The sequence below is a fragment of the Caballeronia sp. PC1 genome (assembly GCF_021353155.1).
Taxonomy (GTDB): Bacteria; Pseudomonadota; Gammaproteobacteria; order Burkholderiales; family Burkholderiaceae; genus Caballeronia; species Caballeronia cordobensis.
This window is the reverse complement of sequence record NZ_JAJUBH010000002.1, coordinates 575668-589761: the sequence shown is the minus strand read 5'-3', so window position 1 is coordinate 589761 and position 14094 is coordinate 575668. Positions and strand designations below refer to the sequence as shown.

Annotated in this window: 13 protein-coding genes; 5 read left to right on the top strand and 8 right to left on the bottom strand. The window is 63.0% G+C overall.

Features of this window, described 5'->3' with window-relative positions:
- Positions 1–4: 4 nt before the first annotated feature.
- A complete protein-coding gene (msrA, locus tag LY284_RS18495; RefSeq protein WP_233387552.1) occupies positions 5–718 on the top strand; it encodes a peptide-methionine (S)-S-oxide reductase MsrA in 714 nt (237 codons plus the stop codon).
- On the opposite strand, the gene LY284_RS18490 is transcribed toward msrA, so the two are convergent.
- On the bottom strand, positions 682–1809 hold the full coding sequence (locus LY284_RS18490; RefSeq protein WP_233387551.1) for an aminotransferase class I/II-fold pyridoxal phosphate-dependent enzyme: 1128 nt from the start codon (positions 1807–1809) through the stop codon (positions 682–684). The genes msrA and LY284_RS18490 overlap by 37 nt on opposite strands.
- Before the next feature lie 93 nt (positions 1810–1902).
- Here LY284_RS18490 and LY284_RS18485 point away from each other — a divergent pair, with 93 nt between their 5' ends.
- Positions 1903–2796 carry a LysR family transcriptional regulator ArgP gene (locus LY284_RS18485; protein WP_233387550.1) on the top strand — a complete coding sequence of 298 codons (894 nt, stop codon included), beginning with the start codon at positions 1903–1905 and terminating at the stop codon, positions 2794–2796.
- A gap of 3 nt (positions 2797–2799) precedes the next feature.
- Here LY284_RS18485 and LY284_RS18480 read toward each other — a convergent pair whose 3' ends face one another.
- The 3 genes from LY284_RS18480 to LY284_RS18470 all read right to left on the bottom strand — a co-directional run bounded on the left by LY284_RS18480 (position 2800) and on the right by LY284_RS18470 (position 4618).
- Complete coding sequence (locus tag LY284_RS18480) at positions 2800–3180, bottom strand: DUF427 domain-containing protein (protein ID WP_233387549.1); 381 nt, start codon at positions 3178–3180, stop codon at positions 2800–2802.
- A 93-nt stretch (positions 3181–3273) separates the two neighbouring features.
- Entirely contained in the window at positions 3274–3609 is a 336-nt protein-coding gene (locus LY284_RS18475) for a DUF4148 domain-containing protein (RefSeq protein WP_053569215.1), read from the bottom strand.
- A gap of 115 nt (positions 3610–3724) precedes the next feature.
- Complete coding sequence (locus LY284_RS18470) at positions 3725–4618, bottom strand: ketopantoate reductase family protein (protein WP_233387548.1); 894 nt, start codon at positions 4616–4618, stop codon at positions 3725–3727.
- Positions 4619–5088: 470 nt separating this feature from the next.
- Here LY284_RS18470 and LY284_RS18465 point away from each other — a divergent pair, with 470 nt between their 5' ends.
- Entirely contained in the window at positions 5089–5799 is a 711-nt protein-coding gene (locus LY284_RS18465) for a FadR/GntR family transcriptional regulator (protein WP_014250806.1), read from the top strand.
- Positions 5800–5982: 183 nt separating this feature from the next.
- A complete protein-coding gene (locus LY284_RS18460; protein ID WP_014250805.1) occupies positions 5983–6465 on the top strand; it encodes a bacterioferritin in 483 nt (160 codons plus the stop codon).
- 54 nt (positions 6466–6519) lie between these two features.
- Here LY284_RS18460 and LY284_RS18455 read toward each other — a convergent pair whose 3' ends face one another.
- Positions 6520–7176 (bottom strand): peroxiredoxin, encoded by a 657-nt coding sequence (locus LY284_RS18455; protein WP_014250804.1) that lies wholly within the window; start codon positions 7174–7176, stop codon positions 6520–6522.
- A 381-nt stretch (positions 7177–7557) separates the two neighbouring features.
- On the opposite strand from LY284_RS18455, the gene LY284_RS18450 reads away from it, so the two are divergent.
- Positions 7558–9045 carry an amino acid permease gene (locus tag LY284_RS18450; protein WP_045453859.1) on the top strand — a complete coding sequence of 496 codons (1488 nt, stop codon included), beginning with the start codon at positions 7558–7560 and terminating at the stop codon, positions 9043–9045.
- 21 nt (positions 9046–9066) lie between these two features.
- On the opposite strand, the gene LY284_RS18445 is transcribed toward LY284_RS18450, so the two are convergent.
- The 3 genes from LY284_RS18445 to LY284_RS18435 all read right to left on the bottom strand — a co-directional run bounded on the left by LY284_RS18445 (position 9067) and on the right by LY284_RS18435 (position 14045).
- The gene (locus tag LY284_RS18445) at positions 9067–11067 is read right to left on the bottom strand and encodes an acyl CoA:acetate/3-ketoacid CoA transferase (protein ID WP_233387547.1); all 2001 of its coding nucleotides are present in this window, start codon (positions 11065–11067) and stop codon (positions 9067–9069) included.
- Between the two features lie 97 nt (positions 11068–11164).
- Positions 11165–13090, bottom strand: coding sequence for a potassium transporter Kup (locus LY284_RS18440; protein WP_233387546.1), 1926 nt, complete (start codon positions 13088–13090; stop codon positions 11165–11167).
- Between the two features lie 118 nt (positions 13091–13208).
- Positions 13209–14045 (bottom strand): shikimate dehydrogenase, encoded by an 837-nt coding sequence (locus LY284_RS18435; RefSeq protein WP_014250800.1) that lies wholly within the window; start codon positions 14043–14045, stop codon positions 13209–13211.
- Positions 14046–14094: the final 49 nt, after the last annotated feature.

The window sequence follows — 14094 nt, the reverse complement described above, 5'->3', positions numbered from 1 at the left end:
AAACATGTCGAAGATCACCAGCAGGACTTTCAAAGCCGCGAGCGTGGCCGTGCTGTTCGCGGGCGCATTCGCCTTGCAGCGCGCCGCGCATTCGAGCGAGGAAGCCGTCAGGATTCCCCCGCCCGCGCACGATGAAACCGCGGGCGCCGTGCATACGGAAACCGCCGTATTCGCAGGCGGCTGCTTCTGGGGCGTGCAAGGCGTGTTTCAACACGTGCGCGGCGTGAAGGAAGTGATGTCGGGTTATGCGGGCGGCGCGGCGAACACCGCGCAATACGATCGCGTCAGCGAAGGCGACACCGGGCACGCGGAATCGGTGCGCATCACCTATGACCCGGCGCAGGTCACGTACGGCAAGCTCTTGCAGGTCTTCTTTTCGGTTGCGCACGATCCGACGCAACTGAACTATCAAGGACCGGACCACGGCACGCAATATCGTTCCGCTGTGTTCCCGACCAACGCGGCGCAACGCGATATCGCCGGTGCGTATATCGCGCAGCTCGACAAAGCGCACCTCTATCGCGGCAAGATCGTCACGAAAGTCGAGGATTACAAGGGCTTTTATCCGGCGGAAAGCTATCACCAGAACTACTTGACCGAGCATCCGGAAAGCCCGTATATCGCGATCAACGATCTGCCGAAGGTGGCGAATCTGAAGCGGGCGTTTCCGGATGCCTACCGTCAGGATGCGGTGCTCGTGGCGGTCGCGTCGAGATAGTCCGCTACCACGGCGAGCACCTCGGGCATGTTGCGCCTGCCGAAGCCAAGACGGACATGCGCATCGCCATGATCGATCAAGGTCGAAGGCAGCAGCAACACGCCCGTGCGTTCGAGCAGTTGCGCGCAGAACTGCTCGGCGCGTCCGTGCTTCAAGCGCACGAAGCCGATCGTGCCCGCACGCGGACGATGCCATGTGAAGCGATCCGCGTAACGCGCGAAGAATGCGTCGAGCAGCCGCAGATTGGCGCGCACGATCCCCACGTTGCGTTCGATGAGCGCATCGCTGTGACGTACCGCGATGGTCGAAAGATACTCGCTCGGCGCGCTGTTGCTGATGGTGAGATAGTCCTTGAACGTACTCATGCGCTCGATCACTTGCGCGCTTTTCGACGTGATCCAGCCGAGGCGCAGGCCCGCGAGTCCATGCGTCTTCGATAAAGCGCCGAGCGAGATCGCCCGCTCGTAGACGTCGCAGGCGGCGGGCAGGCGATCGGCGGGATCGTGTTCCAGCCCGCGATACACCTCGTCGCTGAAAAGCCATAAACCGTGCTTGCGCGCGAAGGCGACGATCGCATCGAACACATCGCGCGACGGCAGATAGCCGGTCGGATTGTGCGGCGCGCAGAGCACGATCGCGCGCGTGGCGGGCGTGACGAGCGCTTCCAGTTCGTCCGGATCGAGCGCCCAGCCCGCTTCCTCGCGCGCCCTCCAGGGCGACACCTTCACGCCCATCGCCTCGGCAACCGAATAGTGCGACTGATAGCCGGGCATATGCACGATCACGTGATCGCCCGGCGCGAGCATCGTGTTCATGAACGAATAGATCGCTTCCTGCGCGCCCGTGTGCACGATGATGTCGTCGGCCTCGATGTTCTGGTATCGCGATGCGAGCGCGCGCCGCAGTTCCGGCGCGCCGGGATATTCGGTGTAGCCGAGCCAGGTCTCGCGCAATCCGTCGATCGCGTTCGGCTCGTAAGCGAGCAATTCGCCTACCGACATCGATTCGGGATCGGAACTGCAGAGCAGATGGCGCGCGGTGAATTCATGCCGCGCGAAGTAACGTTCGAGTTTGAAGGGAGTCGGTTGCATGGCGCGCTTGATCGCAATGAAAGAAAGCCGTAGTCTGCGCTCATGCCCGTCATTCAAACAGCTAAACTTTCTAATTTGAATTAAGCAACGCTAATGCTCGACTATGCCCTGCTCGATGCCCTTCTCGCCGTCGTTCGGACCGGTTCGTTCGAACGCGCCGCGGGCGATCTCAACGTCACGCCCTCGGCCGTGTCGCAAAGGGTGAAACTGCTGGAAGAACGCGTGGGCAGCCTGCTCGTCAAGCGCGGCCAGCCGTGCGAGGCGACCGCGTCGGGCGCGCTTTTGTGCCGTCACACGGAACGCGTGCAACTGCTCGAAGCGGAACTCGGCGGACGCATGCCGACCTTGCCCGGCACGCCGAGCGAACGGCGAGCGAAATTGCGCATCGCCGTGAACGACGACAGCATGAGCACCTGGTTCATCGACGCCGCGGCGGACTTCTGCATCGAACGTGAACTCATGCTCGATCTCGTCGTGGACGATCAGGACCACACCGCGCAGCGCATTCGCGAAGGCGACGTGCAAGGCGCGATCACGACGCAAGCCGAGCCCGTTCCCGGCTGGCGTTCGCTAAAACTCGGACGCATGCGCTATCGCGCGGTGTGCTCGCCCGCCTACTTCGAGCGCCATTTCGCGCACGGCCTCACGCGAGACGCGCTGCGGCGCGCGCCGTGTGTGAACTTCAACGAGAAAGACGAATTGCAGAAGCGCTTTATCAAGCGCGTGAGTCGCGTGGATATCGAACCGCCCGCGCATATCGTGCCGCACGGCGAAGGCTTCGTGCGCGCGTGCACCTCGGGACTGGCGTGGGGCATGTGTCCGCAACGGCTCGTCACGCGGCAACTCGAAAGCGGCGAGCTCGTGGAAGTGCTGCCCGGCTCGCGCTTCGATGTGGATCTCTACTGGCAGAGCTGGCGTCTCGCGCTCGGCTGGCTCGATGATTTCAGCACGATGCTGAAGCACCGCGCCAAATCGTTTCTCGATTGAAGCTCAGGAGGCCTCGTGCGTCTCGAACGAATCGACGCGATCGCGATAGAAAGCGAGATGCTCCTTGATGTCAGCGACGGCGTCGTAGGGCGACTCGTACGTCCACACCGCATTGGCCGCCTTTTGTCCACCGGAGGGAATGCTGTAATAGCTGCATTCGCCCTTGTAAGGACAATACGTGCTGTGCGACGTGCGCGCCAGTTGCGACATGTCCACATCCTTGCGCGGGATATACAGCACTTCGGGGTACGAGGCCTCGTGCAATGAAAGCGCCTCGGTCGTATCGGCGATTACGTGCCCGCCTGCTTTAACGATCACGCGCAGCGGACTGCGCGCGATCGTGATCGGATGATCGGGACCGGGAATCTTGACGGCTTTGTCCATGAGTGTCTTCCTGCGCTTCGCGCTTGGGCTAAACGAGAAGCGATGGTAGCGCCGTTGCGCGCAATGCGCAGGATCGAACCGCCGCCAGAAGCATTAATGCCCGAAATACAGGGGCTTGCTGCCGTCGTCGTTCATCGGGCGCATCGTGCGCATTCCCGCTGCAGATCGGCCGGCGGCGGCTCCGCCGTATGCGTTCATGTTCGCGTTGTCGGTATTGTCGCCCTGCCCAGAAGCGCGGCGTTCTGCAGCCTGGATATCCGACGGATACGAAGTCTGGTCGGAGCGCGTCGGGTCATAGCCCGCGGCTTCGACCCGCCGCAGATCATCCTTCACCTGGCCGCGCGTGAGCGACGAATCGGTTTGTGCAAACGAGAGCACGGGCGCCACCACTACGGCGGCGACGGCGATTGCCTTGACGATCGATTTCATGGTGAACCTCCGGTTTGTTGGGCTACGCACGGTGTTTTCTGTGCGTGCTGCATAAAATCAGCATCGCCCGTGCCCGCCCGTTTGCCGGAGTGCGCCCGCGTGTGTCGATCAAGCGCTATGCCGCTTTGCTTTCGATTGCCTTCACGAGCACATGCAGCATGCGGTTCGCGGGCGTCGGCACGCCGAGCGCCTCGCCACGCCGCACCACCAGCCCGTTCAAGTGATCGATCTCGCTCTTCTTGCCGCGTACGAGATCTTGCGCCGTCGACGAATACTGGTTCGGCATCGTTTCGGCGATGCGCCGCACGGCTGTATCGACGTCGCCGGGAATCGTCACGTTGTCGGCCTTCGCCACGGCGAGGCATTCGTCGACGACATCGCGCATGGCCCGCGTCACGCCCTCGCCGTGCACGAGCTTTCCATACGGCAACTGCGTGATGGCCGACAGCGCGTTGTAAGCGCAGTTCAGAACGAGCTTGGCCCACAGCGCGCCGCGCACGTTATCGGAGATCTCGGTCGGCACGCCCGCCTCGACGAGCGCGCGCGCCACGTTCTCGCTTTGCGCCGACGGCTCGATCACGAGTTCGCCGCGACCGTTGTGCTTCACATGGCCCGGCCCCGCCATTTCAGCGGCGACGTACACGACCGCGGCCGCGGCTTCTTGCGGCAAAAGTTCGCGCAGACGCTCCGCGTTTTCCACGCCGTTTTGCAGCGAAAGAACCAGCGCGTCGCGTTCGAGATACGGCGCAAGCGACTGGGCGGCGCTATCCGTATCGGTGGATTTCACGCAGAAGAGCACCAGTTGCGCGCCCTTCGCGGCGCTCGCTTCGGTGCTCGCGGCCACGCGCACACGCTCGTCGAAATGCTGCGTATCGAGGCGCAAGCCTTCGCGCTCGATCGCCTCCACATGCTGCGGCCGCGCGATCAGCACAACCTCGTGACCCGCGCGCGCGAGCATGCCGCCGTAATAACAACCGACCGCGCCTGCTCCCATGACAGCGACTTTCATGTTTCGCTTCTCCTTGTTGCGTTGCTATGGCACGCAAAGGTAACACACGGGCATGCATCGAAACGATGCGTGCGATGCTTCGCATAACCGATGACGCGCAAACGCTTGCGCATCTCGAGCGCTATCACGCGGCGTGCCGCGCCCGCCCGATTTTGTGGGCCGACGCACGATAGTCAGTCGAATTAGCGGTGGACCATATTGTTAAAACGGGGCACGCGGATATACGCTTCCTTCAGCGGATCGACGATGCAGTCCAAACAAAAGCCGGCCGCTGCGGGGTGTGCGGCTGTTGCCGCATCGGTAGCTGAAAACCTGGGGACCAAATACACGGCGTGCCGGAAGGGGAAGCGCTTCGCAGAGATGCAGACGCGTGCGCACCGAGGCGCCGTGATCTTAGACAAACGCTGGCTTCGCCGCTCCTGACCGGGCGGCGAAGCCGCAAGCGTGGGCGTTATCACGAGAACAAGAAAATGAATCATGGATATGAAGCATCGCTCGTCAAGCGCGTGGTGAATCAACTCGTCGCGGGCATCGTGGGCGGCGAATACCAGGACAACGTGCTGCCGCCACAAGTCATTCTGTCGAAGCAGCACGGCGTGAGCCGCACCATCATGCGCGAGGCCCTGAGCATCCTCATATCGCGGCGCATGCTCGACGTACGACCCAAGACGGGCACGCGCATCAAGCCCGCGCGCGAATGGCTCATCATGGACCCGGAAGTGGCCGAGTGGCGCCTTCGTGCGCTGCACGATCCCGATTGCATACGCAGGCTGATCGAGTTCCGCTCGCTCGTCGATCCGCCCGCCGCAGGCCTCGCCGCGACGCGCGCGAACCGCCACCAGCGCATCGCCATCAACGCGGCTTATCAGCGGCTCGTGCACGCGAGTCCGTCCGAGCCGTTGCAGTCCGCCGCCGAAGATGCGTTGCAGGCCGCCATCGTCGATGCGAGCGGCGACGAACTGCTACGGCAGATGGGCAGCGTCGTACGCGTCGGCATCAGGACGATGAAGGCCGCGCTGCGCACGCAGCCGCATGCGCTGCCGCGCGTGCCCGATTCGCAGCTCGGCGACTACGGCAGGGTCGTGCGCGCGATCGAAACCGCCGATGGCGACGGCGCGCGCACGGCGATGTCGCAGGTGCTCTCGCGCACGGCGTCGATCTGGATAGAGGAAATCGCCTGAGGGCATGCCGCCGGCGCGGCCACGAGCCGCCGCGCCGCACCCGCCTTCCCCACCCCTTCGAGCCGGGAGCGTATCTTGCGCGCCCCGACGCCGCAGTTTCGCCTCGCATGCGCCGCTCACGTGACTACAATGAGTGAAGCCGCATGCGATTAAGCGCCTGGCGTTGAAAATACGGAGGCTGGAATGGCAGAGCTCGAAAAGGAAAAGGTCGTCGCCGTCCTGAACAAGATTCTCGAATCCGAACTGGCCGGCGTCGTGCGTTACACGCACTATTCGTTTCTCGTGTTCGGCTTCGGCCGCATTCCGATCGTCTCGTGGCTGCGCGCGCAGGCCGACGAATCGCTCGTGCACGCGCATCAGGCCGGCGAATGGATCACCACGCTCGGTGCGTATCCGTCGCTGGAAATCGGCCCGCTGCTCGATAATCACACGTTCGACATCGCAACGATCCTGCGCGAATCCCTGCAGGCGGAGACGGTTGCGCTCGGTCTTTATCGCGACTTGCTGAAGGTCGTGGAGGACCGTTCGGTCGCGCTCGAGGAATACGCGCGGCAGATGATCGAAGTCGAGGAAATGCACGCGGGCGAAGTCGACAAGATGCTGCGGCGGCCCGGCGAAGTCGATACGTCGCCCGAGCGCCGCACGGGGCACGCCGAGCCGAAATGACAAAGCGCCGGTCCGCATTGCGCGGGCCGGCGCCGCATTGCACGAAAAAGCGCGTTACTTCGGCTGCGCGACGGTGCGCAGATAAGGCTTCAGCGTCTTGAAGCCGTCGGGGTACTTCTTCTTCGCGTCGTCATCCGACACCGAGGTCGGGATGATCACGTCATCGCCCGGTTTCCAGTTCACCGGCGTCGCGACCGTGTGCTTCGCGTTCAGTTGCAGCGCGTCGAGCAGGCGCAGCACTTCGTCGAAGTTGCGGCCCGCGCTCATCGGATACGTGAACGTGGCTTTCACTTTCTTGTCCGGACCGACGATGAACACCGCGCGAATGGTCGCGTTATCGGCCGCGGTGCGCGGGTTCGCGCCGCTCGCGTTCGGGTGGATCATGTCGTAGAGCTTCGCGACGTTGAGGTCGGCGTCGCCGATCATCGGATAATTGACCGCGGTGCCCTGCGTTTCCTCGATGTCCTTCGCCCACTGCGAGTGATTCGTCACCGGATCGATCGAAAGGCCGATGACCTTCGTGCCGCGCTTGTCGAACTCGGGCTTGAGCTTGGCCATGTAACCGAGTTCGGTCGTGCAGACCGGCGTGAAGTCCTTCGGGTGCGAGAACAGGATGGCCCACTTGTCGCCGATCCACTCGTGGAAGCGGATCGTGCCCTCGGTCGTCTCTGCCGTGAAATCGGGAGCTTCATCACCAATGCGTATAGCCATATCAAATCTCCACGTGAGGGAAAGTCCGGGGAACGTTCCGCCGTCGCGGCAAAACGGTTTCCGGGATTGAGAAACGCAACTATGAGTTCGATTATAGTGCGCGGCGCATCGGTGCCCGCAGCGGCCCGTTTTTGCCCTTGAGCGCCGTGGGGTCTTGCGTTCTCATGGCCTTTCAAGGCGCATCGGCATGTAAGGCACGCTTCGTGCTGCCGCATCGTCCTGCCGTTCGCCGCTGAACGAGCGTACGCTTAAAAATGCGCTTGCCATACGGATCGCGCATCGGGTCGCGCTCGAATTCCGCTGCAAAATCTGCTATCACGAAACGACATCAACTCAGAACCAACGTGCAGCCGTAGCGCACAGGAGGCGATCGTGACCGTCATGCAAAGAAAATCCGTCGCTGCGCTGCAGAGCGAAGCGGCCGAAACCGAAGAAGTGCTTCAGGAGCACGGCGGCCATGCGCTCACCCGCTCGCTCACCGGGCTCGATGTCACCCTGCTCGGCATCGGCTGCATCATCGGCGCGGGGATCTTCGTGCTGACCGGTCACGCGGCGGCGACCAACGCCGGTCCCGCCATCACCATTTCGTTCGTGCTGGGCGCGATCGTCTGCGCGCTCGCAGGCCTCTGCTACGCCGAAATGGCCTCGACGGTGCCGGTCTCGGGCAGCGCCTACACGTATGCCTATGCGACGATGGGCGAACTGATCGCCTGGCTCATCGGCTGGGATCTGATTCTCGAATACGCCGTCGGCGCGACGACGGTCGCGATCGGCTGGTCGGGTTATGTGGTGAGCTTTCTGCATTCGCTCGGCATCGACATACCGGAGCAGTTGTCGAAAGCGCCCTTCGCTTACGAGCCGGGACACGGCTGGAGCCACGCCGGCGCGATACTCAACGTGCCCGCGATGGTTGTCGTCGGGCTCATCACGATGCTGCTCGTGGTCGGCATACGCGAGTCGGCGCGCGTGAACAGTGTGATCGTGGTCATCAAGGTGCTGATCGTGCTCGCGTTCATCGCCGCGGGCTTCGCGTATGTGGACAAGGGACACTGGGTCACCGCGCAGAACCCCACGGGCGCGTTCCTGCCGCCGAATACGGGCGAATCCGGCGTGTTCGGCATGAGCGGCGTGTTGCGCGGCGCGGCGGTCGTGTTCTTTGCCTATATCGGCTTCGATTCCGTGTCATGCGTGGCGCAGGAAACGCGCAACCCGAGGCGCGACATGCCCATCGGCCTGCTCGGCTCGCTCACGATTTGCACGATTCTCTACGTGCTCGTGGCGTATGTCCTGACGGGCATCGTGCCGTACGACAAGCTCAACGTCGCGGACCCGATCGCCGTCGGCGTCGATGCGATCGGCATGCGCTGGCTCTCGCCCATCGTGAAACTCGGCGCGATCTTCGGCCTGACTTCCGTGATTCTGGTGCTGCTGCTTTCGCAGCCGCGCATCTTCTACACGATGGCGAAGGACGGCCTTTTGCCGCCGTTCGCTTCGAAGATTCACCCGCGCTTTCGTACGCCGTACATCACGACGATCGTCACCGGCATCATCGTGATGATTCTCGCGGGGACGCTGCCGATAGGGCTCGTGGGCGAGCTCGTCAGCATCGGCACGCTGTTCGCGTTCATGGTCGTGTGCGTGGGCGTGCTCGTGCTGCGCATCACGCAACCGAATCTGGAGCGCGCGTTCAAGACGCCCGCCGTGTTCATCGTCGCGCCGCTCGGTGCGCTGTCCTCGCTCTTTCTGATGTCAGGCTTGCCCGCCGATACGTGGATACGCCTCGTCATCTGGATGGCGATCGGCGTCGTGATCTACTTTGCGTATGGCATACGCCATAGCAAATTGCGCAATCGACGAGACGCATCGTGACGACGCCAAGGCCCGTTGCTTTCACTCGGTAGCGCGCTTCGATTCGTGTTCGCGCGCTTCTTCCGGGCTTTCATAAATATACGGCGCGACGCCGCGGCGCTTCAGTGCATCGCCCAGTTTCAGGCGCAGGAAACTGCTCGTCGTATAGCGCGTCACGCGGTCGTAATGACCATCGACTAGTTTCGTCACCATCTCCGAATAGGCGTCGAGCATATCGGGGCGAATGGAAAAGTTATCGTAATTCACGATCGCGTGCGGCCGTGTCTTGGCATCGGCCAATTGCTTTTCGACTTCGCGGCGAATCGCTTCGACATCGCTCAGGCTCTTGACTTCGAGCCCTTCGAAATTGATGAAGAAGAGATGCTTCTCCGCGTCGTAGCTGAAGCGTTCGGACAGGTCGAGACTCAGCAGGATCTTGCGCAGGCCCATTGGCGCATCGCGGAAAATGCGTTCGTCCATGAGACGCGGCGGCGTGTTCATGACCGGCGCGAAACCCATTTGCGCGACGATGTCCCGCTCGATATCGATGCCGGGCGCCACTTCCGTCAGCGCGAGTCCTTTCGCGGTGAGCTCGAACACGCAGCGCTCGGTGATATACAGCACGGGCTGTCCGCGCTCGGCGGCGTAACGGCCGCTGAAGGTGCGATGCTCGACCGCATCGACGAACTTGCGGCAATCCCCTTCGCGATTGATCCTGAGCAGGCCGTCTTCGATCGTCACATCCAGCTTGCCCGCGTTGAACGTGCCGACGAACACGACCTTTTTGGCCGCCTGGCTGATGTTGATGAAGCCGCCCGCGCCCGCGAGCTTCGGGCCGAACTTGCTCACGTTGAGATTGCCTTCGCGGTCCGCCTGCGCGAGACCGAGGAATGCGATATCGAGGCCGCCGCCATCGTAGAAATCGAACTGATACGGCTGATCGATGATTGCCTGAGTATTCGTCGCCGCGCCGAAGTTGAGGCCGCCAGCCGGAATGCCGCCGATCACGCCGGGCTCGGTCGTGATCGTGAAGAGATCGATCACCTGCTCTTCGTTCGCCACGCTCGCGATGCCTTCCGGCATGCCGATGCCGAGATTCACGATGCTGTTCGCCATCAACTCGAAGGCGGCGCGGCGCGCGATGATCTTGCGCTCGGTGAGGCCCATCGGCGGCACGGAGCTCGCGGCCACGCGCAATTCGCTCGAAAACGCCGCGCTGTACTGCTCGCCGAAGGTCTGCCAGTGGTTGTCGGGTTTCGCGAGCACGACGCAATCGACCATTACGCCGGGAATCTTTACCTGACGTGAATTGAGCGTGTTCGATTCAGCGAGCCGCTCGACTTGCGCAATCACGATGCCGCCGGAATTGCGCGCGGCCATGGCGATGGAAAGCGCTTCGAGCGTCAGCGCCTCCTTTTCCATCGTGACGTTGCCGTTGAGATCGGCCGTGGTGCCGCGCACGATCGCGACATCGATCGGGAAGGTCTTGTAGTAAAGATAATCCGTGCCGTCGATGGGCATGAGCCGCACGAGGTCTTCCGTCGTGCGCGCATTGAGCTTGCCGCCGCCGTTGCGCGGATCGACGAAGGTGCCGAGCCCGACCGTGGAAAGCTGTCCCGGCCGGTGCGCGGCGATATCGCGAAAGAGCTGCGAAATTACGCCTTGCGGCAAGTTATAGGCTTCGATGAGGTTATCGATCGCCATCTTCTGCAAACCCGGCACGAGGCCCCAATGGCCACCGATCACGCGCTTCACGAGGCCTTCGTGCGCGAGATGATTGAGGCCTTTCGCGCGGCCATCGCCCTGACCGGCCGCATACACGAGCGTCAGTCCGGCAATGGGATCCGCGCCTTCCACGAACCGTTCTTCCAGCGCGATCGCGACTTCCTCCGCGAAGCCGATGCCGACGAAGCCGCTCGTCGCGATCGTGTCGCCCGAGCGGATCAGGCGCACGGCCTCGCGCGCCGACACGATCTTGCCGCGCTCGACGAGGCGCGTGGTGGAGGGAAACGAATGGCGGGTCGGCGTGCTGCTGGCGGTCATGGCGTCTCCTGTGCGCGGCGTTGTCTTGTCGTCAGTCTCGCTCCCCGTCGCGTTGCATGCTTGCGTCCAAAGCACGCAGATCAGCCGATTTGCGCCGTCATATCTCGACACGCGCCCCAAGCTCGATCACGCGATCGGCGGGCAGGCGCAAATAGGCCGCGACGTTCCCCACATTGTGCAGCATGATGGCGAACAGCCGCTCGCGCCATAACGCCATGCCGGTGCCCGGCGTCGGCACGACGGTCGCGCGCGACAGGAAATACGAACTCGTGGCGCGGTCGAATTTCACGCCCGAGGGCCGGCATTTTTCCAGCGCGGCGGGCAGGTCCACTTCGTCCTTGAAGCCGTAGTTCACCGTCACCTGGAAGCAGCCCTCGCCGAGCGCCTGCAAGACCACGCGGCGGCCCTCGTCGACCCACGGCACGGGTTCGGTCGCGACCGTCAGAAACACCGTATGCTCGTGCAGCACGCGGTTATGCATGAGGTTGTTGATCAGCGAATGCGGCACGCCTTCGGGATCGTTCGACATGAAGATGGCGGTGCCTTCCACGCGCGCGGGCGAATGCGCGATCAGATTCGCGAGAAACGGCTTGAGCGGCGCCGCGCCCGCGCGCGCGCGCGCTTCCTGGATCATCATCTGCGCGCCGCGTCCCCAGGTCGCCATGATCGTGAACATCACGAGGCCGATCACGACCGGAAACCAGCCGCCCTCCCTGATCTTCAGGCAATTCGCCGAGAAGAACATCGCGTCGATGATGAAGAAGAACGACGTCGCGAAGAGGCATAGCGCCCAGTTGTAGCCCCAGGCGTAGCGGATCACGAAAAAGGTCAGCACGGTCGTGATGAGCATCGTGCCCGTCACGGCGATGCCGTATGCGGAACCGAGCGCGGTCGACGAGCCGAAGCCGAGCACGGCGGCCACGACCGCGAGCAGCAGCGTCCAGTTGATGCCCGGCACATAGATCTGACCGATCTCTCTCGCCGAGGTGTACACCACGCTCATGCGCGGCAGAAAACCGAGCTGCATCGCCTGCTTGGTCATCGAGTAAGTGCCGGAGATCACGGCCTGCGACGCGATCACGGTCGCGATGGTGGACAGCACGACCATCGGATAAAGCATCCACGACGGAAAGAGCCGATAGAACGGATTTTGCAATGCGCTCGGATCGGCGATCAGAAGCGCGCCCTGCCCGAGATAGTTCAGCGCGAGTGCGGGAAAGACGACGGCGAACCAGGTCAGGCGAATCGGCCGCGAGCCGAAGTGGCCCATGTCGGCATAGAGCGCTTCAGCGCCCGTGAGCGACAGCACGACCGCGCCGAGCGCGACGAAGGCGAGCCAGCGATGATGCAGGCCGAATGCGAGGCCTTCGAGCGGATTCAGCGCGGTGAGGATATGCGGCGCATCCTTGATGTTCACGATGCCCGATACCGCCAGCACGATGAACCACAGCACCATGACCGGCCCGAACACCGCGCCGATGCCCGAGGTGCCGTGCTTCTGCATCACGAAGAGCGCAATGAGCGCGACGAGCGTCAGGGGCACGACATACGGCTGCAGCACCGGCGCGGCCACTTCGAGGCCTTCCACCGCGCTCAGCACGGAAATGGCGGGCGTGATGACGCCATCGCCGTAAAAGAGCGCCGCGCCCATCACGCCGATGAGCAACAGCACGTGCTTCAGCCGCTTCTTCGATTCCACCGACGACGCCGCCAGCGCGAGCAACGCCATGATGCCGCCTTCGCCATGATTGTTGGCGCGCAGGATCAGCGTGACGTACTTGAGCGAAACGATGACCGTGAGCGACCAGAAGATCAGCGAGACGATGCCGATGACGTTCGCGGGCTGCAACGGCAGGCCGCCCGCGGGATCGAACACGGTTTTGAGCGTATAGAGCGGGCTCGTGCCGATATCGCCATAGACGACGCCCAATGCCGCGAGCGAAAGCCCCAGCAATGCCGGATGGCCGTGCGGTTCGGGCGCGTGTTTGTCGTCGGCCGGCACGCCGGGTGCAGTCGATCCCATGATTCCTCCCTGCATTGTTCAGGCCGCCGAGATTCGCGAGCCGCCTATTTGTCAGAGGATGAGCGTCTGCGTTGCTGTGTCGATAAGAGTATAGAAACGGATGCGCGTTCGAGAAGCTTTACGCGTACTTGATTTGCGCGACGGCGCGCAAATCGTCGGCGGTGGCGGTGCCGTAGCCGAAAAACTCCAGATACGCCGGGATCATTTCGAAAAGCATGTCCGTGCCAACCTGCACGGCGCAGCCCTTTTCCTTCGCCGCACGCAAAAGCGGCGTGTACTCCGACTTCATCACGACTTCACCGACGAACGTGCCCGGCGCGATTCGATCGATATCGAACGGCAGCGGGTCGCTGTCTTTCATGCCCAGGGGCGTCGCGTTCACGATCACGTCGAAGCCGTCGGGGTCTTTAGTGTCGGTTCGCACGACGAGTGCGGGATAGTGCTCGCGCAAGCGCGACGCGAGGCCATCGACGGAGGCCGTATTGGTGTCGAAGACCGCGAGTTCGGCGACGCCCGCAGCCGCGAGCGATGCGGCGATCGGCGAACCGACGCCGCCGCTGCCGAGCACGAGCACGCGCGTGCCCGCGAGCTTGCGGCCTTTGCGTTCGACGCCGCGCACGAAGCCCGCGCCATCGAACTGATCGCCGACGAGCGTGCCGTCCGGGCGCTTCAGGATCGCATTGCAGGCCCCGGCGATGCGCGCGGTCGGGCTCACTTCGTCCATCAGGCCGACGGTCGTGATCTTGTGCGGCATGGTGACGAGCGCGCCGCGGATGTTGGTCAGCTTGAACAGATGCGGCAGGAACGCGACGTAATCCTCGGGTTTGACGCCCATCGGCACGACGACGGCGTCGATGCCCTGTTTGTCGAACCATGGGTTATAGATCATCGGCGCCTTGAACGCTTCGGTCGGGTAGCCGAGATGAGCAATCAGAGTGGTCTTGCCGCTGATCATGGCAGCTCCTTGTGAGGATGTCGGACAGGCGTCTTCGCGCCTTCACCAT